At 38.5% G+C, this 22,070-nt stretch carries 18 protein-coding genes; 6 read left to right on the top strand and 12 right to left on the bottom strand.

The genetic code is table 11. From position 1 onward, the window contains the following. The first annotated feature begins 20 nt into the window (after positions 1-20). Positions 21-1,379, top strand: coding sequence for a hypothetical protein (locus J2Z32_RS14735; protein ID WP_210089939.1), 1,359 nt, complete (start codon positions 21-23; stop codon positions 1,377-1,379). 86 nt (positions 1,380-1,465) lie between these two features. Here J2Z32_RS14735 and J2Z32_RS14730 read toward each other — a convergent pair whose 3' ends face one another. From J2Z32_RS14730 to J2Z32_RS14695, 8 genes are all read right to left on the bottom strand, one after another. Next, positions 1,466-3,205, bottom strand: coding sequence for an ABC-F family ATP-binding cassette domain-containing protein (locus J2Z32_RS14730; RefSeq protein WP_210089938.1), 1,740 nt, complete (start codon positions 3,203-3,205; stop codon positions 1,466-1,468). A 205-nt stretch (positions 3,206-3,410) separates the two neighbouring features. Then, positions 3,411-3,887 (bottom strand): transcription elongation factor GreA, encoded by a 477-nt coding sequence (greA, locus tag J2Z32_RS14725; RefSeq protein WP_210089937.1) that lies wholly within the window; start codon positions 3,885-3,887, stop codon positions 3,411-3,413. A gap of 90 nt (positions 3,888-3,977) precedes the next feature. Next, positions 3,978-4,517: a phosphotransferase-like protein gene (locus J2Z32_RS14720; protein WP_210089936.1), complete on the bottom strand. Its 540-nt coding sequence runs from the start codon at positions 4,515-4,517 to the stop codon at positions 3,978-3,980. A gap of 369 nt (positions 4,518-4,886) precedes the next feature. Continuing rightward, the gene (locus J2Z32_RS14715) at positions 4,887-6,377 is read right to left on the bottom strand and encodes an aldehyde dehydrogenase family protein (RefSeq protein ID WP_210089935.1); all 1,491 of its coding nucleotides are present in this window, start codon (positions 6,375-6,377) and stop codon (positions 4,887-4,889) included. A gap of 265 nt (positions 6,378-6,642) precedes the next feature. After that, entirely contained in the window at positions 6,643-7,728 is a 1,086-nt protein-coding gene (locus tag J2Z32_RS14710; RefSeq protein WP_210089934.1) for a 5-methyltetrahydropteroyltriglutamate--homocysteine S-methyltransferase, read from the bottom strand. 197 nt (positions 7,729-7,925) lie between these two features. Next, entirely contained in the window at positions 7,926-8,669 is a 744-nt protein-coding gene (locus tag J2Z32_RS14705) for an aminoglycoside phosphotransferase family protein (protein ID WP_210089933.1), read from the bottom strand. Positions 8,670-8,719: 50 nt separating this feature from the next. Next, positions 8,720-10,276 carry an SAM-dependent methyltransferase gene (locus J2Z32_RS14700; protein WP_210089932.1) on the bottom strand — a complete coding sequence of 519 codons (1,557 nt, stop codon included), beginning with the start codon at positions 10,274-10,276 and terminating at the stop codon, positions 8,720-8,722. A gap of 57 nt (positions 10,277-10,333) precedes the next feature. After that, positions 10,334-10,648: a DUF2834 domain-containing protein gene (locus tag J2Z32_RS14695; protein WP_210089931.1), complete on the bottom strand. Its 315-nt coding sequence runs from the start codon at positions 10,646-10,648 to the stop codon at positions 10,334-10,336. Positions 10,649-11,018: 370 nt separating this feature from the next. Between J2Z32_RS14695 and J2Z32_RS14690 the strand changes: the two genes are divergently transcribed. The 3 genes from J2Z32_RS14690 (at position 11,019) to J2Z32_RS14680 (ending at position 15,116) form a co-directional block, all read left to right on the top strand. Further along, complete coding sequence (locus J2Z32_RS14690) at positions 11,019-11,774, top strand: class I SAM-dependent methyltransferase (protein WP_342453967.1); 756 nt, start codon at positions 11,019-11,021, stop codon at positions 11,772-11,774. A 99-nt stretch (positions 11,775-11,873) separates the two neighbouring features. Beyond that, positions 11,874-12,893, top strand: a complete 1,020-nt coding sequence (locus J2Z32_RS14685; RefSeq protein WP_210089930.1) for a serine hydrolase domain-containing protein — start codon at positions 11,874-11,876, stop codon at positions 12,891-12,893. A 174-nt stretch (positions 12,894-13,067) separates the two neighbouring features. Beyond that, positions 13,068-15,116 (top strand): right-handed parallel beta-helix repeat-containing protein, encoded by a 2,049-nt coding sequence (locus tag J2Z32_RS14680; RefSeq protein ID WP_210089929.1) that lies wholly within the window; start codon positions 13,068-13,070, stop codon positions 15,114-15,116. A gap of 61 nt (positions 15,117-15,177) precedes the next feature. Here J2Z32_RS14680 and J2Z32_RS14675 read toward each other — a convergent pair whose 3' ends face one another. Together J2Z32_RS14675 and J2Z32_RS14670 are read right to left on the bottom strand one after the other, a co-directional pair. Next, complete coding sequence (locus J2Z32_RS14675; RefSeq protein WP_210089928.1) at positions 15,178-15,837, bottom strand: hypothetical protein; 660 nt, start codon at positions 15,835-15,837, stop codon at positions 15,178-15,180. A 139-nt stretch (positions 15,838-15,976) separates the two neighbouring features. After that, positions 15,977-16,315 carry a hypothetical protein gene (locus tag J2Z32_RS14670; protein WP_210089927.1) on the bottom strand — a complete coding sequence of 113 codons (339 nt, stop codon included), beginning with the start codon at positions 16,313-16,315 and terminating at the stop codon, positions 15,977-15,979. A gap of 321 nt (positions 16,316-16,636) precedes the next feature. Here J2Z32_RS14670 and J2Z32_RS14665 point away from each other — a divergent pair, with 321 nt between their 5' ends. Next, entirely contained in the window at positions 16,637-17,260 is a 624-nt protein-coding gene (locus J2Z32_RS14665) for an FMN-binding negative transcriptional regulator (protein WP_210089926.1), read from the top strand. Between the two features lie 210 nt (positions 17,261-17,470). Here the strand turns inward: J2Z32_RS14665 and pyrH are convergent, their stop codons facing one another. Further along, positions 17,471-18,208 carry a UMP kinase gene (pyrH, locus tag J2Z32_RS14660; protein WP_210089925.1) on the bottom strand — a complete coding sequence of 246 codons (738 nt, stop codon included), beginning with the start codon at positions 18,206-18,208 and terminating at the stop codon, positions 17,471-17,473. Positions 18,209-18,648: 440 nt separating this feature from the next. Between pyrH and J2Z32_RS14655 the strand changes: the two genes are divergently transcribed. Next, positions 18,649-19,611 (top strand): aldo/keto reductase, encoded by a 963-nt coding sequence (locus J2Z32_RS14655; protein ID WP_210089924.1) that lies wholly within the window; start codon positions 18,649-18,651, stop codon positions 19,609-19,611. Between the two features lie 208 nt (positions 19,612-19,819). Here the strand turns inward: J2Z32_RS14655 and J2Z32_RS14650 are convergent, their stop codons facing one another. Further along, on the bottom strand, positions 19,820-22,069 hold the full coding sequence (locus J2Z32_RS14650; RefSeq protein WP_210089923.1) for a U32 family peptidase: 2,250 nt from the start codon (positions 22,067-22,069) through the stop codon (positions 19,820-19,822). Between the last annotated feature and the right edge of the window lies 1 nt (position 22,070).

The raw sequence follows: 22,070 nt of genomic DNA, 5'->3' as shown, positions 1-22,070 counted from the left end.
AAATTAGGAGGTAAACTTGAGTGAAACGGTTTTTCTATATTTCAACATTATGTATTTTTCTAGCTACTCTGCTTCCCTTAGGCAACTTATTCGCAGCAAGCAGTGCAAATTCAGAAATCAAGGCAACCACTGACAGTCGTCCTGTCTACTACTTCATTTACAACAGCAAAAAGGTAACAAGCCAAGATATGAAAGCAATTAAGCTGTATACCAATAAATTTACACAAACGAACAATGTATTATTAGATGCCGCAAATTACAAAACAGCTACTGAATTATACGATGCTCTTAAAGCGAAACAGAAAAAAATAGGGGGCAACGTTGACGGAGTTCAAATTTTTGGTATAGTCAATGACGTTCCGGCCTTCACCTACACTCAGAAAATGAAAATGATCGTAGGTAACGAAAGATGGGATGGCGTTGCAATCAATAAAAATGAGAAATTCTCAACCGATTTCTTCTACTCTAGCTTCAAGAACGACAGTAAGTACCTAAAGGATGTTTCTGTCTATGGCATCATCCAGGAAGGGCGTCCAATCAATATTGTTCCTGAATGGCCAGTCTCACGTCTACCGCTAACTAAAGGGGAAATTTCTGGCTATATCTCTAAGTACGAAAAGTATCTCCAGCAAGCTAAGGGGAAATCAATACCCACTGTTGTTCTTTCTGTTCCAACCATGTTTCACGAAAATGGAGCTGGCATTAATGATATTGCATTATTCCTGAAGCGACTAAAGGATGAGCCAGAATTTAATCTCTTCAGAAATACCGATCTACGTATCTATTATAAAGACCTAGCAGAAAAGCTTACCAGTGAAAATAAAGCTGGAGTGATGGATCTTGTGGTCGGAAGTGATGGGGATAGCGAGAAAGCTACTCAAAATAAGGTACCGTTCCTTGATCGTAAAAGTATGATAAGCTTGAATGCAAATTACTTCACAAGCTTCTTCTGGAACATGGCCCCAGGTAAAGATACTCTAAAGGGAAAAGGCTTCCTACACGATGGGCTTACAAATGGAAAGTTGATCAATCCCATAGCATCCGTAATGCTTGGCACGAATGGCAACGCTGAGAATTATGCTTGGACTGACGTTCCAAAATCAGAGGGAAAGTCTGGAGACAACGAATACAAGCTTGTTGCTTTGAACAAAAAACTTATGGAAGAGCGCAACAGTGCATATTATTTCGCTTTTAAATATTATGAGGCTCTTCAAAATGGAAAAACCCGATTGGAAAGCTTCCATGAAGCTAAAGTCGCCTTCGCTAATCTAAGTGTAAATAATAAGGAAACAATTATAAACAACATCGCTTTAGTAGCGTCACATGGTTATGAGTACGTATTATCACTTCACTACCTTGGCTTGGCTGATTATAAATAATAAGACAGAAGAACTCTTAGATTTTACTAGAGTTCTTCTTTTAATCATCGCTTGATTCCATTCAATAACATCATGGCCATCCCAATCTAAAGCAACTTAATTAGCCCTTCTAGCTCATCCACCCATACTTTTGCAAGTTCAAAATTAGTGTCCTTTAACGCCAATTCTATTTTCATTTCCACTGCTTTTTTCTTTTGTTCTATTTCTAAATAATGTTGATCAAAATGGCTAGCATAAATCATCTCTCTAAATGCCTGCATACTCATTTTTGTCATCGTTTTGTCTTCAATGATTAAAACATAATCCATCCCATTGACAACAGAATAGAAATCATGCGAAATCATGAGAATTGCGCCTTTATACTCTTCAATCGCTCTCTCTAGTGCAATTTGTGAATAGGTGTCTAAATGGCTTGTTGGCTCATCGAGCAGCAATACGTTAGCTTGTGTAGCCGAAATTTTAGCTAATTGAAGTAGGTTTTTTTCTCCACCCGATAATGACTCAATTCTTTGATCCACAATCTCACCTTCAAAGCCATAGCTTGAAAGATACGTTCTAGCTTCATCATAAGTTTCGAACCCTGCATCGATAAATTCTTCTAATATGGTATTCGAGCCGTTTAGCATTTCACCTTGAACCTGAGATAAATAAGCTACTTTGGCATCCGTATTGATTTCAATCGAAGCATCATTATTTTTAAAGATTTCTCGTAGTAACGTCGTTTTTCCAGTTCCATTTGGACCAATAATCGCTACTTTATCTGTTGATTTTATCTCAAAGCTCACATTATCTAAAAGCAATTCATCAAAAGCAACACAATAATTGTTAACCTTTATAACCACTGCATCTTCGATTTTATTATCCATACTAAAGTTTATATTCGGCTGTTTAATCTCCACAAAGGGCGCCTTAATTCTCCGTGCTTCCAATCTTTCTGTAAACTTAACCCTAGCCTTTAACGCTCTGCCTCTAGCTGCGTCTGCATCATTACTTGCGATGGCTCTAAGATTATCGACGAGGTTCTCATTTCTCTTAATTTCCTCAGCGTCAGCGACTGATAACTCTTGTAAATCAATTTTGGACTGGAGTAATGAGAAGTTATAGTCGATATAGCGCCCATCAAACTCTTGGAGTTCTGTATTTTCAAGATGCAAAATTTTATTAAAGCAATGATTCAATAAATATCGGTTATGTGTAACCACGAGTAACATGCCCTTATGGGAATTAATAAGCTTTTTAAGCGCATTAAGGTTTTCAAAATCTAAAAATACATCAGGCTCGTCCATAATGATTAAGTCTGGATTAGTTAGCATTTCCTTTATGACTTGGATCAGCTTAAATTCTCCGCCACTCAGGTCAGATACGCTAAGATCCTTTAGCTTCATCAGATTGGCTAGATTTAGTTGCTTATTAATATTGCTTTCAAAATCATCGCCACCCATTACATCCAATGCATCTAAAGCGGACTGATATTTTTCTAGTAATGCATCCATATCTGATGAGGTTTCCATTTCGGTACAAATGGATGTAATTTCATTTTGTATCTTAATAAAATCTTCCCTCATATATTCATAAACAGTGACTTCTTTTGTTTTATCTACTTGAGAAAACTGACTCACATACCCAATTCGGCAATTGGGATCGATCTCTAATTTACCATCAAACAAATGTCTTTCAGGATCGATTAGCATCTCGATCAGCGTACTTTTGCCACTCCCACTTGTTCCTATAAAAGCGCAATGCTGTGCCTCTTCAAGCGTAAATGAAATATGGTTATACAGTTCTTTTTGCGGAAATGAGAAGGATAAATTACTAACTTTTATCATGGTGTACCTTTCTTTCTAACTAAAATGGTGACGATTATTACATAAAAAGTGAAGCATAAACTCGAGGTATATCGTTTTTTAGAGTAACACTGTTCACCACGAAGTTCAATCTATTGGTAGCAGTTACTACAAAAAGACGGTGGCGTCGCCAATCAGGCACACGCACCGCCTTTTTTACAATGAAACCGAAACTTTTATCGCCTTCTTACAGACCCTTAATCTCCAATAGTTCATAACGAATGATGCCCATAGGTGCATCTACATTAATCTTATCCCCGACCGCTTTACCCATTAGGACTTTACCAAGTGGGCTTTCGTAAGAGATTTTGCCATTGGCCACATCCGCTTCCGCAGGTCCAACCACTTGATAATCCAGTGTGTCACCAAATTCAATATCCTTTAGTACAACATTGGAGCCAACCTGAATCACACTTGAATCCGTATGCGCCGCATCTGCAATTCGGGCATTGTTCAGCATCTTCTCCAAAATGAGAATACGCGTCTCCATAAAAGCCTGATCATCCTTAGCCGAATGGTATTCGCTATTTTCCTTCAAATCACCGTAGCTGATCGATAGCTTAATGCGCGCAGCCAGCTCCTTGCGTTTCACGTATTTGAGGTCGTCGAGCTCTGCCTGTAACTTGTCAAAACCTTCTTGCGTTAGTACTACTTCTTCTGCCATGCCTTTGCTCACCTCACTGAAATTACTTCTATATAAAGTGTACCCTTTTTTGGGTCAATAATCGACTTATTTAATAATTACCGATCAAAGCTACATCGATATAGATGAATTCTGAGAGCTACCAAACAAACTCTCTAAGATTAAATCCGCACATTGTTCTGAAGAATTCAAGTGAGTGTTGACCGTGCAGTTATACTGTATATCCTTCGCCATGATTTTATGTTGCCCCTCAGATTGATCTTCGCTTCGATCTCCGCGTTCAATATTTCTTTGGCGACAAATATCCAAAGGACAATACACCTCAACCATATAAAGAGGATAACCAGCAAATATGTCCTTAACCTTTTCATAATGGGGCGCTAACTCAGGTCTTTCTACTAAGATGCCATCGATAAGTACATTTTTCCCATGATCAGAAAATAGTTTCGCTGTATGATACATCATAATGATGGCCTCACTTAAGTATTTCCAATAATTTTCACGAAGATAGTGATCACCAATTGTATTTTCAAACAGATCATTGGCAACAACATAAAAAAACTGCTCAGATCTCAATTGAATCGCATCTACAATAGATGTTTTGCCAGCGCTCGTTACACCATTTAAAAATACGATCTTACCCTTTTCCATACTAACACTCCTCTTTTATCGATAACTATTAACGTCCAATAGGTATTAAAGGAAAACAGGCAATAATCAATAGAGATGCGGTCTCCCACGCAAAAAATAAGCGGATACCCTCAGGCATCCGCAGCATAGGTTTATGATACACCTTGCTCTGCATACCCTGTAAGATTAAAGAAAAGCATGCCTAATAAAATAGTGTGTTTCACTATTTACAGGCATACTTTATATAATTAATCACTATAGAGTAATCCACATGATAAGGTATATGCTCCTTTGTTTGCATCTCTATGATTTAGATTAGCATCAAGCATAAATAAATACAATCTATTTCCAAAAAGCCCTACAAATCATATGAGGCTAATTCTATAAGATTTATTCCGGTATATAAGGAAGATCCAGCATCTTCGGAACGTTGATAACATGACTTTCTGTATATGTGCGAATGCCCTCCACGCCGTATTCACGACCAATCCCAGATTGCTTAAATCCACCAAATGGGAACCGGACATCAAGCCCCTGCACAGCAGCAGTATTAATCATGGTTGTTCCGGCTTCGAGTTGACGTGCAACTACAATAGCCTCTTCTTCTTTGCCCCACACAGAGCTCGTTAAACCATATATGCTCTCATTGTGTAGCTTAATCACTTGTTCTACATCGTCAAAGGGCAAAATGGGAACCGTAGGACCAAATTGCTCCTCCACCACGATTGGATCATGATAATCACAATCTAACACAAGTGTTGGCTGTAGGTAATAGCCTTGTTCAAATAACTCCTGATCAAGAATTTGGCCCAGAGGGATCACCTTAGCCCCACGTTTTTGTGCATCTTCAACCAAACCTTGAACATAATTTTTTTGCTTCAGGTTATTAAGTGGACCTACTGTCGTATTGTGATCAAATGGATCTCCCACTCGAACCCAGCGATTTGCTGCCTCTATATATTTTTCAACAAATGCATCATAAATAGAACGATGAACATAAACACGTTTGGCGATCATACAAATTTGACCTGTTGTTAAGAAATTAGAAACGACAATCCGTCGCATTGCTCGCTCATCATTAACATCAAAGCTTTCCAAGAAAATTGCCGCATCGTTGCCACCAAGCTCAAGCGTCATATCCTTTATCGTGTCCGAAGCAGCTTTTATAATATGCTTAGCCGTTTCGGTTCCACCTGTGAAGGCAATTTTAGTAACAAGTGGATTGCTAGTGAGCTCAGCACCCACATCCGCATTACCATGTACGACATTAATAACGCCAGGCGGGAACTCACTCGCAATAATCTCTGCTACCTTCGCCGCCGCTAATGGCGCGTACGGACTTGGCTTGAGCACAATCGTATTGCCAGCAAGTAAGGCAGGAGCGATCTTGATCGTAGATAAAGCAATTGGATAGTTCCATGGACTAATCGCTGCCACTACCCCAATTGGATCATGAGAAAGAATCGTTTTACCCTGCTCATGCTCTTGGATCTCTTCCTGTAGCGCGGCTTTGGCTTCATTACAAGCAAACTCCATCCACATTAGTGAAACAAAAATTTCACCATGTGCATCATAGACAGGCTTACCATGCTCTCTGGATAGCAGATGGACAATATCATTTTCTGCTGCTTTTATTTTCTCTATCGCCTTACGCATCAAATGAATACGTTCATCAATAGAGGTCCGCTTCCATGCTTTAAAAGCCTCTGCCGCCGCTTCAATCGCTTCCACCGCTTGTTCTTTTGTAGTCACAGGGAAATAACCTACAATTTCCGCTGGATTTGTCGGATTCTCTTTAGCTACCTGCGAAAGGGATTTTACATTTTGACCGTTAATAAGGGCTTCAACTACAATTGTATCTTTATCTGCTTGAATCGCCATTTAAAATCCCTCCGATATTTAGATATATTAAATTGCTCAATCTTGAAATTAAGTATTGTTAGGCAAACAAAATAAGCGGAGGGGCAGGGGGATGGTGGAGAAGCGATAGCGTCCGCCTTTAAAGATTGATTTTTGGCCTGTCAAATATTTCATTCAAAAAAATCAAGCTTTAACAGCGGTTAAAACCACTCCCTGCAACGTAGCCCTACCTTTAAATTTACAACCCCTAATTTTATTTTTGAGTGTTAATATTAATTAATATCTACTATCTCCACACCTCTTCTGCAATTTCCTTAACAAACCGAAGCTTACGCCATTGCTCTTCTTCCGTTAAAATGTTGCCTTCTTCTGTAGACGAAAAGCCACATTGTGGGCTCAAGCAAAGCTGATCCAGTGGAACATAGGTTGCAGCTTCAGCAATTCGAGCTTTAATCTGCTCTTTATCCTCTAGCTGACCTGATTTAGAAGTGATTAAGCCAAGCACGATTTTCAAGTCTTTGCGATTCACATATTTTAATGGCTCAAAACCACCTGAACGCTCATCATCAAACTCTAAAAATAACCCATCTACGTCTAAGCCGCCAAATATAACCTCAGAAGCGTAATCATAACCACCTGTAGAGAAATAGTTAGACTTGTAGTTACCACGGCAAATATGCATAGTTACCACTAGATCTGCTGGCTTATTAGCCAAGATTTCATTAATCATCCGCTGCATCGTTTTTAGCGCTTCCGCCGGCTCAAAACCTTTAGCACGTAGCTTATCGTGACCTGCTTCTGAGAATAAGTCTGCCCATGCTGTATCATCTAATTGTAGATAGCGACATCCCGCATCATAGAAGGCTTGGATTGCTTTTTGATACGCCACAATCGTATCTTGAAGAAATTGCTCTCGATCCTTATAAATGTTGGCGTTAGGCTCCAAGCGATAAACTAACATATTTGGACTTGGGATCGTCTGTTTCGCCACTGCATCGCCTGCATGCTTTTTCAAAAATTCAAAATGCTCAACAAAGGGATGCGTAGAGAAATCTACTTTACCAATTACCCGAATTCCACCCTTACGCGTCTGCATGTTATGGAATTTAGGTCCATCAATTTCCTCATACAGCTCTACACCATCCAAGCCACCTAGAAAATCAAAATGCCACCAGCTTCTACGGAATTCACCGTCAGTAATCGCAGGTACGCCATTTTCCTTTTGCTTTTCAACAATGCGAATAATCTCTTTATCTTCCACAGCTCTTAATTCTTCATATGTGATGTTGCCTAATTTATATTGTTCACGCGCCTGACTTAAGCTTGCAGGACGTAGAAAACTACCTACATGATCATTACGGAATGGTATCATAACAATTTCCCCTTCTAATTTTAAGCTTTTTATTTTTAATCTACTGATTTTGGTCTAATGAGTATAGCATGATCAAGTACAGTTCACGTTATATGAAAAACACATGGCTAGTCATAGTTTTTAGTAATAACTAAAACTACATAGACAAAGGATATAAAACAAAAAATCCACAACCTGATATGGTCGCGGATTTATAACTATTGCATATACTCTTCAGGACATTCACTCACTCTAGCAACAGCAATTACAGCCAGGTAGTCTTGGATCATCTCTCGGGTAACATTCATTTCCACAAGATATAAGTCTGCCAGCGTTTTTTTATATCTTAAAAGCTTCTCTCTATCCTCTGCATTTTGTGGAACTGGGGTGTACTCTACCAAAAAAACAGTCCGCGCAACATCATATAAAGGGTCACCCTGGCACACATTCATGAAGTCTATAACCATTGTCAGCCCGTTTGACAGCAATATATTACCTGGATGAAAATCACCATGACAAAGGGTATCCCCCTCTTTCAATTTATCCAGGGTTTCCAAAACCCTATTTCGTTCAGTTAAATTAGCAGATGTAGCATTTAATAGGTTGGATTTTAAAAATTGTTTATAATCAGGGATATTGCTAACGCGGTTATTAACAATTGTCTTATGTAGCTTTGCCATATATTTTGCACATGTATGGAGGTCACCTGTACTCAAAACCCAATCCAACAGGGTTTCCCCCTCCACTTTGTCATATATAATCCCTGATTGCTCTTCATAATGAATTAATTCATGTACCTTTGGTTTTGCAAAATTTTGATCATTGATTGCCTTAGCGTTATTAAACTCCCTTTCTATTGAACTCCGAGGATAACCCTTAACGAAAAGCTTAAGCACTGTACCTTCTCCCCATTCATATACAGTAGCTGTACTCCCCAGTCCGATTATTTTTCCATATTTCAATATATGCCCCCGCCTTTGCATCCACGTAGCTATGTGAATAAATTATCACCCTAATTCAACTCAAAATTGCTTAGCAAAGCCAATGCCTCTTCATGATCAGGCTCAACCGCTAACAATTTCCGCAAGTATACTAGTGCCTCTTCCTCTAGCTCTAACTCGAAACAACAAATAGCCAGACAATAAAATACGGTTGATACGATCTCATCTTGTTCTTGCTGTATTGAAATTTCCAAAAACTGCTTCGATTCCTGATACATTTCTGACTCAAATAGAAGTAATCCGACATCTAATGCCAAATCATAACGCTGCTCCATGACATAATACGATGACCACATCAGCTGGATGCCGCTCAAAATATCCTGCTTTTCTCCATCGCTTGCATCCTGCAACAGACTAGAAATGCGCTTCGTACTTTGAATGAAAAATTCTGCATCATAGCCACCCAGACGCCAAAAGCTTAAAATTTGTTGTAGCCCCATATTATCTAGGTTGCGATCTATCCCCATCTTCAAACTGAAAAACTCATCTGGACCAAAGCGCATAATACTTCTGCGATAAGCTAATCTTGTATTGGAATAATCCTGCGGGATATTTACATTTAAAATACAACCGACATTTATATCTTTATAATGATGTGGAGGAAATAACGCCATGGCTCCTCTTTGTTCAAAAACATGCAGAATGGCATGATAATTTGCCGTTAAAGAAAAACTTCCATGCAGGATCAACTCCGGTGGCTCTGCAAATTTCCAGTTTTCAAGCAGATGATCTCCCTTGTCCGCCGTTATTAATACAAATCCTGCCTGAGATAACCGATCCAAACGTTCCAAGCATGTAAGTCCAGCAACAGGAAACAAAATATGCGAATCTTCTAGTTGCTCCTGATAAACGGCTATAACATCACGATATGCAAAAGTGTCCTGCTCATACTGAGGCGCTCTCCTATACTCATAACTCAGTGATATTTGATCTAATAACTGTGATGGTTTAAGTGAGGCATGGTGCTCGGGATATTGAACAAATACATCCGCTTCATAAATTTGACCGTCACCTACATAAATTAACTCTTGGGGAATGCTATCAAAAAAGTAGTTAGCAATGATGATTAAGGGTTGCTTTAAATCGCCCTCACTAATCGTTATGCCTGCTACAACAAGATTCAGAGACGTATCATGAACCGCATCAAATTGCGCAAAATCAAGTACTCCTTCGGAAATAAAAGATTGAAGAGCAGGATGCTTTCTCCACGCTACAACATTGTTCATCGCTAAATCCGTCATAATATAACGGAATGAAGGGATTGAAATTCCAGCGTAATCTCTTAACTGGCATAACTCATGTAATACATGGAATGCAAGACGCCCCGCCCCTGCACCAAGCTCCACAATGTTAATCGGCTCAGAGCTATCTCCCTTGTTCGCCCGATCTTGAAGAAACCCAAATATCATTTCCGCATAGGACGCAGCAATCATCGGATTACTTGTTATATATTGAGGCACTTGATCATTATTCCAAGCCCTTGTTCCCTCATCTTCATAATACTTCCGCTGAATATTCCATATCGGCGCTTCACTAAAGCGGTAGCGTTGTTTGTTGTTATTTATCATTACGACTTTCCTGCTCTCTAAAAGTTATAAGAAAAATGCCCTCTTGGAGCCTTGTTTTCATTTTTTCTCTAAGTGTAATTGTCGAAGGAACAAAAACAAAGGAAAGCCCAGTGAAGGGCCTACCACTAATGTACCTACAATAGGCATCCATAAAAATTTCATTTTCTTTCTAGTGCCTTCTACCACAATGAATCCAACCAGCACAATCGCGGTAACTAAAACATCCATCCATGCAAAAGCTCCGATACGCGTATTGGTTATGGCTTCAAATAATAGAGGAAAATTAAGTCCGTTGTCCTTAACCCAAGGGATAAATTGCGAATAGGGCAACACAACTCCCAAAAAAGACAATATTCCATAAAAGTACTTCAAGGACAAACGTCCCCCTTCATTTATTATTGTGAAAATCATCATTCTGCTAGTTAAACTCGCTGTGAAATATAATTCGAGTCTACCCATTTCTTGAAATGGTAACACCCTTTGCATGATTTTATCATTTTCGCTTTGCATACTATTTTACCCTAAAATTACGAATATTGAAGAGATACTGAGATTAAAGAACATGCTTATATTTGAAAACAATATGAAAGCATTCCGCGTCTGCGATCTCTTAATTTAATCAAAATACGAACGCTTGTTTTTGGTATTTGCCTTCTTTTCCCATCCATCGGTACAATTATTATTATTCATTACTATTAATCTCTAAACATCATAAAGCAAAATATTAATGAGGTGATTACGCGTGTTAGAACAAAAAGAAATGATACAAATTAACAAAAGTGGCTGGGATAAAGTCGCTGATCAATTTTTTGAAGGCTCGTTTGAAAATCTTAGCTATGGTGAATATGCGCCAACGGAGGAAGAATTAAATCTACTTGGACCAATCAAAGATAGAGTGATTTTAGAAGTAGGTTGTGGTAGCGGGCATACCTTAGAATATCTCGCTAAACGAGGCGCACGAGAGTTATGGGGCGTAGATTTATCCAGCTCACAAATAAATACTGCAAAAGAAGTTGTTTCAAGCCTAGGTACTCCTGTCACTTTTATTGAATCACCGATGGAGGATATTCCAGGTCTTCCAGATCGCTACTTTGATATAGCCGTTTCAATATATGCACTCGGGTGGACGGTAGATTTAAAAAAGACGTTAAGCAATATTCATAGAAGCCTAAAGTTAGGTGGTACTTTGGTCTTTAGCTGGGAACATCCTGTACACAGTGTTGTTGAGTACGTGGATGAACAACTAAGGTTTAGTCGTTCTTATGTAAATGAGGGTTTTGAAAAACACGATTCTTGGAGGGGCACACCGATCGTTATGCATAAAAGAAAGGTTAGCACCTTTATTAACGAGCTTATAAATGCTGGATTTGTTATTGACAAGGTAATTGAAAATTCAAAGGTGGATGACAATGATACAAGTAATCCAAGTAAGTGGTATTCTGGTGCAAAAGCAAAAATTATACCAGCTACTTTGATTATCAAATGTCATAAAGCCTGAATATCAGGCCCAAGACTGTCTTAATTCATCTGATTGAAAGTAACTAATCTCAGAAATCCCATAACCATTTAATTAAATAAGCAGAGGTGAGACCAGATTATGCTTATTCAGCAACAGGGGGTTAATACCAACAACGATAAATATATACCCCTTACTGACCATGTAAATACAATAAAAGACCAAATCTCCTCTTCCGCAGCTGCTACATTCATCATTTATGAAGACAGTATTGTTCATGAAAACTACCTTGGCTCTTATGAGAATAATTCAAAGATACACTCAGTCACACCATCAACTCGATTTAATGTGGCCTCAGTAAGAAAATCATACCTTGGTTTTGCTATCAGCTTGGCATTATACCAAAGGAAGCTTTTAAGCATTGATGATTATATTTCAGATTACCTAGATGATCTAAACTTAGATGCAGTAAAAGGGGTTACAATAAGACATTTATTAACACATACACATGGGCTTAAAAATGATTATGAAAAACTTCTCGTACCAGGAATGAGTTGGAATTATAACAATGTAGGAATTAATATGCTTATCAGATTAATACGAAAGTTATTTGAAGCACCCCTTTCAGAAGTGATGCAACAATATGTTTTTAAACCATGTAATTTCGCTGAGACAGGTTGGTGCAAAAATAGAGATAAAAATTTGATATGGCTAAATGAGGAGTATGCTGACGACCAAGGTGGGGAAGCCAATCTTTTTGTAAGTGCTCGGGAATTGGCTTTTTGGGGTTACCTTCACCTTAACCGTGGGCTCTATAATGGGCAACAGATTGTTCCACAAGAGATCATAGAACAAGCTACCACTATTCAAAGTCCAGCACTTCTTGATGATACATTGCCTAAAAATGGATTCGCTTGGTGGATTCATGACAAGCCTAGAGCTATTTCTCAAATAGGAAACACAATCCCAACTGGTTCCTACCAAATACTAGGAATCACTGGCTGTGCTTGTTTGGTTATCCCTAAGTATCAGCTAGTCGCCGTTAGAATGTATAATCAAGTAGGTCCAAATCCACCAGGTTACAACTACTTGGAGGATATTAGAGCATTTGGAGACAAGGTTTTATCGTGTACCATTGCCAAATCATCTTTTTCAGTTTGATTAATAATTTTGTTCTAACTTTTGTATGGAACATCTATATTTTGATCTCTCCCATTATTTTTAATATCTAGTATAATAACTGCATACACCAATAATTTCAAAATTAACCTGCCTTCAGCTTATAAGAAATTGCTACGTTACAACTTTTTTAAGGTGGGAAGAAGGAGCGTTTTTATGGAATATCATGTATCCATACATGGGAATGATCAACAAAAAGGAACTGCTGACCACCCCCTTCGTACAATATCACGCGCTGCCGCTCAGGCCATGGCTGGTGACACGGTTATTGTTCATGCCGGAGTATACAGGGAATGGGTTAACCCAGCTAATGGAGGAACCGCAGAGCATAGAATCATATATCGATCCGCAGGAGACGGAGAAGTAGTCATCACAGGAGCTGAACGAATTACGAATTGGAACGCTGAAGGAAACAATGTGTGGAGTACAGAAGTACTTAATTCGATATTTTCTGTGCGTAATCCCTTTGAAATAGAGCTTCATGGAGACTGGGTGTTTGATGGGCGCTTCCCAGTTCATCTTGGTGATGTCTATTTGGATGGAAAATCATTGTATGAAAGTGACAGTGTTGAAAGCGTTCACAAGCCAGAAGTTTGGCCTGAAGCTAAATATCCCAAAGATTCATTGTTAAAATGGTATGCTGAGGTTGGCTCCACGACAACAAAAATCTGGGCTAATTTTGGCGGAAGGGATCCTCGTAAGGAAAATGTAGAAATTAGTGTCCGTCCTTATTGCTTTTGGCCTGAGAAACCAGGACTTAACTATATCACTGTAAGTGGCTTCACACTTACTCAAGCCTCTCCTCAGTGGGCGCCGCCTACTGACTATCAGGAAGGTTTAATTGGACCTCACTGGAGCAAGGGTTGGATTATTGAAAACAATATCATTAGTGAATCCAAATGTGTGGGGATCAGCCTAGGTACTGAAATCGGTACAGGTCACATCAAGTCTGCGGGAAAGCATAGTAAAGGTGGGACTCAACGTGAGCAAGAGGTCATTTTACGCGCCTTACGCTCTGGCTGGCATAAGGATACCGTCGGCAGTCACATCGTTAGAGGTAATGTGATTCATGATTGTGAACAGGCAGGGATTGTGGGTCATATGGGAGCAGCCTTTAGCCATATTTATCAGAATCGTATTTATAATATTCATCACAAAAAACTCAGACATGGTGCTGAAGTAGCGGGAATTAAACTGCATGCTTCCCTAGATACTCAAATTAGTGAAAATATAATTTATAGCTGTTATCGTGCGATTTGGCTTGACTGGCAGGCACAAGGCACGCGCATCAGCCGCAATGTATTTTTCGACAACCTGTCCGAAGACTTCTTCGTTGAGGTTTGCCATGGCCCGTATATGGTCGATCATAACCTGTTCCTCTCTCCTATGAACTTTAGGAATATGGCACAAGGTGGCGCATTTGCTCATAATTTGTTTGCTGGTAGATTTATAGTTTGTTCTGAGCTTACACGGATTACGCCATATCACTTCCCTCATGAGACAGCAATGGCAGGTTACTCCAATATCACGGGAGGGGATGATAGATACTATAACAATATCTTTTTGGGTGATCATGATAATTATAGTGGGAGTGATAATGAGCCAAATAAGGAACCTATTCCAGTCACCTTTTTCGAACATCTTCCGATAAAACCAAGAGATGAAGTGGATGACGACGGGAAAACTGTCATGGATGGTGTTCCGGATAATTCTATTTGCTATCTGCATGCTGTGGGACTTGGCAGCTATAATAAGCATCCAAATATAAAAGATAAACAATTGTGGGAATATACTAAAGAAGAGCTTATCGAGCTTGGGGATGCTGCAAAGGATTTCTTTATCGGGAATGCAGTTCTTCCAGTGGCTATGTATGGAAATTTATACCTCAACCATGCGACTCCAAGTAGTCATGACCCCAATGCGAAGGTTTGTACGCAAAAGGGTATAAAAGTGGAGATTGATCCTGCGCAAGGCAAGGTGCAAATTCAGGTCGATGCACCTGAATTGCTTCAAGGAAGCTCTCCAATGCTGATCACCACTGATTTGCTTGGAAAAACGTATCACGCTGATATGAATTATGAGAAGCCTGACGGCACTCCATACCGTTTTGACTCCGACTTTTTCGGCACAAAGAGACCTGATGCAGATGTCACACCTGGTCCCTTTGAGTTAACTGAAAATGGTATCATTAATTTTGAAATATAGTTGATTAATAATTTAATTTTGTTATTGAAGATCCAGTCATTTTAGGCGATTGGATCTTTTTTTATAACAAGTCCTCAAAATTTAGTATGAGAGAATCCAACGGATTTCCGATTTTGACATTTAACTCTCGCTCAACTTTAACGGCTGTTTCCACCATAGATAATTGAGCAACAGAAATTTTCTTGTTTTCTTCTGATGCAAGTATACCTTTTATATACTTTGATACTACTTCAACATGTTGCTCTTTTTTACCTTGCATAATAAGTTCGAATGCATTTTCTACAACACGTATCTCAATATCTGGAATGGGCTTGCCGTGGGTAGTGGCAAATTCATTAAGCCTTCTCATCGTCCCCTCAACAGTTGCAGGATTAGTGAATAGAAGAACTTGTGGTGCTGTAATGTTACAGATGGAACCAAAGAAAGGCTCATCAATTTTTATGATAGGAATGGAAGTATGAAGGCGGTTTTCCTCAAGAAGAGCAATATAATTCGTACATGTAATAAGAATTGCTTCAACGTTTGCTTGTGACATCCACTCGATTTGTTCGATCACTTTATTTTTAGCTTGTACTTCATCAAAATTTTTATCTGATGAAATTACACTCATCAAACCAGGATCGACAAAATGAACCAATTCCAATTCATCAGAGGAAAGAGCATTTTCAATATACTGTATATTTGAATAGTGGGCATGTAAACAAGCTATCCTTTTCTTCATGAATTCATCTCCTTAGACCGTACTTTGAGCAGTTATTGAGCCTTATAATAGCACATTTCTCCAGAAAATTGTCCGTGTGCTTAAACTTTACTACTACTTGGGGTAAGATTTAGCATAGCGACGGAAGAGGAATGCTCTGTTATGTGAAGGTTGGTAAAGGAGGATCTTTAAATGGATTCTCAATCATAATACTTAGCCCTACCTGTAAAATAATACTAACCGTAATAATTATAAAAATATTTCTTCTTATATTCTTCTTTACTCTATTATATTGCCTTTGTATTAATATTTGGCTACCAACAATATTCACAATTATCATTATTCCACATACAAAAAGATGACCGATTCCAGTTAAGAATCCCTTAGTATAAAACTCAGCAAACAAAATATAAAATAATTGTAGGATTAATATGGGTAATATTATTGAACCAAAAATCGATATCACGATTAAGAGAAGTTGTTTGTTTTTTTTCTTCATAGATTAGCTCCTTATTAAATATGGCTTGTCAAAGTTTTCACATAAATCCTAATCTACGAAATTGCCCTCTATTAAACTCAATACCAAATGTGCCTAGACTCGTAAATTTCAATTTTTGGATATGTGTTAAAAATCTTGTATATATAGTTAACTATAAAGTTAAGTCAAGGGCTAATGCAACATACTGCCATTAGTTTTGTTTTGTCCCTAAAACTTTCATTTATTAAATTATGCTCAAAACTATTGTATATTTATTCTAAACAGTGTATAAATATACTACTTACTGATTTATACATCGATACTTAAGGAGGAGGAGCTAGATTGTATATACCTAAACCATTTTTAGTAGCAAATGAAGAACAACTTATTGCTTTTGTTCAAGAGCATAGTTTTGGAATACTATTCTCGCAGTCAGAAGGAGAGCCTTTTGCTACACATTTACCATTTTTAATTGAAAAAGATGCAAGCGGGGATTTATACCTATTGGGCCACATGGCACGAAGCAACCCTCATTGGAGTAAAATAGAAGGAAATGTATTGGTTGTTTTCAACGGCCCCCATGCTTATATTTCACCAACCTGGTATCAGGAGGAGAAAACTGTACCAACTTGGAATTATATCTCCGTTCACACCTACGGGGAGTTTAACTTAATCAACTCTTCAAAAGAGCTTTTAAACATTATGAATCAAACAATTAATAAGTATGAATCGCAGATGCCAACCCCGTGGGAAACCGATTTACTTAGCGAATTTAATAGTCAATTAATGAAAGCGATTGTTGGGTTTAAAATTAAAATTACAAAAATAGAGGGGAAATGGAAATTAAACCAAAACCACTCGACTGATAGAAGGAGAAAATTAATTGATGGATTGAGACAAACAAATGATTATTTTTCATTGAAAGTAGCGGGCTTAATGGAGGATACTTTAGATGATTTGCGATAGATATTAATAGACATAAAGGGTTTATAGGCTCTATGGGTGTGAATGGGAAAGTGACCTTTCCTTCGATGTCTCTGTATCATTCATTTTAAATTTGCAGTGGAGGGTTTTTCTGAGTCCGTATCTTATAAATTAGCATCACAAAACATCAAGCGGCCACAAGTTTTACGAAAAAGAGGGAGCATAACAGTGCCCCCATAATCACATTTCTATTCATTCCAATTCCAAAACTGATTCACCACTAATTATCGTGCCGTTATTTTTCCCTTCACAAATCTCTTTCATTGAGCCTGCTTTATCGAAGTTAAACACATGCATTGGCAGATTGTAATCTCTTGCTAAAATAAAAGCGGATTGATCCATTACCTTTAAGTTGTGTTTTAAAACATCATTATAATGAAGTGAATAAAATTTCCTTGCCTCTTGATCAAATCTAGGGTCTGCATTAAGAACCCCATCAACACCTTGCTTTGCAACTAATAAAGCATCACAATTAACCTCGATGGCTCTTTGTACTGAAGGATAGTCTGTTGTAACGTAAGGTTGGCCGTTCCCCCCTGCAAAAATTACAATATAGCCTCTTTCTAGATGGTGGATTGCTCTTAGACGGATGTATGGTTCTGCAACTGAAGTAATCGGTATTGCCGTCATGACTCGAACTTCCTTTTTGGTCTTAGCTTTAAGAACTCCTCGAAGCATTAAACTATTTACTACAGTCGCAAGCGTCCCAATATTATCAGCTTCTGCCCTTTCTATCCCCCAGCTTTCCGCCATATTACCTCTGAAAATGTTACCCCCACCTATAACTAACGATACTTCAACGCCTAAGTTTATTACTGACATAATTTCATCCGCAATATGGTTTAACCTTTCTGGCTCAAAACCAAATTCAGAGTTTCCTGCTACTGCTCCACCACTTAACTTAACGAGAACCCTTTTGTACCTTGACAATAAATACACCCCCATAAAAATAAAAAACACCAAAGCAATAAATGCTTTAGTGTCCTTGTAGAATGAAAATATGAGAATTTGAAAATAAGAAAGACGATTGAATGTAAGTCTTCACCTTCCACCTCATACTTCCACCCCTTCCATGTTTTTCTCATCAAATAATTCTACATTACGTGAATATATATTGCAATTACTGTAGTCTACATTTCTCTCACTTTATCCTAATCTTTTATAATCAAAATCTAATATTTGTAATATTTAGTTATAGAACTATATTTATCTATATTATCCAAGAAAAATCTTGACTGTTGTATACAACTTCTATAAACTCTTGTCCAAGTTGCAATTGCAATTATTAACTATAGTCCTATTATAAGTTAATCTCAAACTGCTTTTCTTTAGTAAAGAAAGAAATTACACAGGAATAGGAGATGAATAACATGAGACAGCTATCTTTAGGAAAATCAGGACCTCAGGTCAGTGCTCTATGTCTTGGTTGTCTAAACTTCGGTACAAAAACCGACAAAAGCTTATCGTATCAAATACTGGATCAATATGTGGAGGCAGGAGGTAACTTTCTGGATACTTCCAACAACTATGCCTTTTGGAATGGAGACGGTGTAGGCGGACAAAGCGAGACCTTGCTGGGAGAATGGATGAAGGAAAAAGGAAACCGGAATGACATCTTTCTAGCAACCAAGGTTGGAGCGAACCCAACTATTCCTGGTGGTGGCTTTTCTTCTAAAGAAGGGTTATCCAAAAAAGCTATTCATAAAGCGGTGGATGAAAGCCTCAAACGGCTGCAAACCGACTATATTGATTTGTATTATGCCCATATCGACGATATGGATGTCCCTTTGGAGGAAACGCTCGAGGCCTTTAATCAATTAGTACAATCCGGCAAAGTAGGAGCTATCGGATGTAGTAACCATTACGCTTGGCGACTTGAAGAAGCAAGACGTATTAGTCAATCCCACGGTTTTGCCTCCTATCAATGTATTCAGCAGAGATATACTTATCTACGCCCTAGACCAGGCGCCGACTTCGATGTACAGATCAGCGTTTCGGAGGAAATGCTCAAATATGTTGAAACCCATGAGGACATCGCTTTACTTGCCTATTCACCTCTGTTGAACGGTGCATACAACCGTCAGGATCGTCCAATTCCTGTGCAATACGCTGGCCAAGATGCTGAGGCAAGAATTGCCGTTTTACAAGAAATCTCCAAAGAAACGGGCGCAACACCTAATCAAATCGTCCTTTCTTGGATGCTGAGTAACTCCCCGATTACCCTGCCGCTAGTTGCAGTAAGCTCAACGGAACAGCTTCAGGAGAACCTACAGGCACTCAATGTAACGCTTACTCAGGAGCAGATTAAAAGGTTAAATGAAGCAACCTATTAAAATATTATATACAAATAAGCTCGCAGAAGCCTGTTTACGTATCATTCTAACCGGAGCATGACCTATCCTCACTCCTACGGTCGGCATACTGTAAATACAGCCTCCTGCGAGGTTTCCTCCATTCAATGTTTAAATAAACTTAAAAATTTGGGCTTATCGCTTGAGGAGATTACGGAATTTACTCGTGAGGGCTGTTCTTTGAACCTGCCTACACGATCTCTTTATTAAAATGTCCTCTTGTGTCTTTCTCCTGATTAAAGACAGCATGATTGATTGAACCGTTTAATTTGCCTGAGGCCATATGAATGATTTCCACAACCTGCTCTTTTGATTCAACTGTGAAATTTAATCGGAACGCCTCAATTCCCTTGATGTATGGTAGCTCATCCAAAAGATTAAGCGTCTTCCCGTTAAGGAGGGTCGCTGTGCAATCCTCATGGGAAAGGATCGGGAACGTTCCGTGCTCATCTTTTAACTCATAGCTCTTCGTTTTGCAAACTCTGCATTGATTCATTTTTCTCATCGGACAATATTTTGTAAACATCAAAGGAGTCCTACCGTAAAGTATCATTTCCAGTGCAGGATAGCCTTCATTTTCTTCAACATAGGCATTGATTACATCTTCAATTTGGCTTTTATTCAATTCATAAGATAAAGTGACTCGTTTTGCACCTAATTTATATAATTCATAGCAATTAGTAGCATTAGTAACATTTAGAGAATAGTCCGTTACAAACGGATTGGTTTCTCTGTAGTGATGAATTCCACCATATCCTCCGATCAGCAGCTGCCCTTCTTGTTCCTTATAATTATTCTGATTTCTTCTAATCACATTTTCAAAATAAATTTCCTTAATTCCACAGCTCACGCAAGCATCGTATTGTTCCTTAGTCGTTACAGAGGCCGTAAGGTATGGTTTTATAGGGGCAGGGGCAAAGCTTATTTTTTCTTTTGCTTGCAAGGCCTTGGTTCTTTTCTTCTGGCTGTTAAGCTTTAAGTCATATAAACCCTGTACAATATCTCTTCTTGCGGCGTTTAACAGTTTAGCTGGGATAAATGCATTGCATTCCTCATAATCGACACGATGAAGCGCGAATATAGTATCGTTTAATTTGGAGAATTGCTTGATAATCTGGTCTTTTGTTGTTGGATTATTAATGGCTTCGCCTAGTGTTTCCTCGCTTTCATAGGAATAAGTAAAGCCTAAGCCCTCGGCCTCTATGACAAGCTTTGAATCTGGACATGCATATACTCTAAGATCTAGGTTGAACCGCTTAAATTCTTTTTCCAGTGATGCTTCTAATTCTTTGTTATAGAAATAATCCTTCGTTTTATATACTACATCTCCCATAGACATCTTTTCTTGGACTTTGATATAGCAGACATCATCTGCTTTGTTGATTAAGTTGCCCTCTTTATCATACAGTTTGGCAACTGTTAAATTAACATCTTCATTGTCATGATTGATCCGGATGGTATCGTTTTGATTTAAAGCGCGTGTAAGTGTTATTTCATACCTATCCTTCTCAATCTTGCTGATGGTTCCAATGGGATACCCAAAGTTATTAGGTCTTGAGATGTTTGTAATATTCCTCCGATCTTCATGAAACAAATATCCTTTAGTAAAGGTTCGATTAAATGTTTTTTTCAGATTTTCTTTATCTGCTTCGGTGATTTTATGATCTAAGGCCATGCGATATTTGGATACAACATTAGCCACATACGTGGGCACTTTCATTCTGCCTTCTATTTTTAAAGAATCAATTTCTTTTAAATCATCGACATAATCGATGGTGTTCAAGTCCTTAGTAGACAGAATATAGCTTTTGCCCAAAGATGTACCTGTGCTCTGATCGATTAGTTCGTATTCCTTACGGCATGAACCCACACATCTCCCACGATTTGCGCACCTGTAGCCGGTTAGTCCTGACATAAGACAGTTTCCCGAATAAGATACACATAAAGCACCGTGAACGAAAATTTCTAAAGGGATGTCAGCTACTCTTTTGATCTCTTTTACTGTTTCAATCTTAACCTCACGGGATAGAACAACTCTTTTCGCACCAAGTTCTTTAAATAATAAAGTTCCGTCTACATCGTCTATTCCCATCTGAGTGGAGCAATGTGCTTCCATATCTTGAAAGTTTTTAACGATATAATCGAAAGCCGTTAGGTCTTGGACGATAATGCCGTCCACTCCGACTTGATTTAACTGATGGATCTGCTCTTTCATCTCTTCAACTTCATTTTCGTACACGATCGTATTCATCGTAACATAGATTTTAACGTCCCTCAGGTGCGCATACGTAACAGCCTCTTGTAACGATTCTAAATCAAAATTAGATGAGTATGCACGTGCACCAAATTTTTGCATGCCTAAGTATACTGCATCACAACCATTGGATATTGCAGCTTTTAAAGCGTCCATATTTCCTGCCGGCGCTAACAATTCAGTCATA

The organism is Paenibacillus turicensis (assembly GCF_017873435.1).
Taxonomy (GTDB): Bacteria; Bacillota; Bacilli; order Paenibacillales; family Paenibacillaceae; genus Fontibacillus; species Fontibacillus turicensis.
This window is presented reverse-complemented; position numbering and strand designations above follow the sequence as displayed.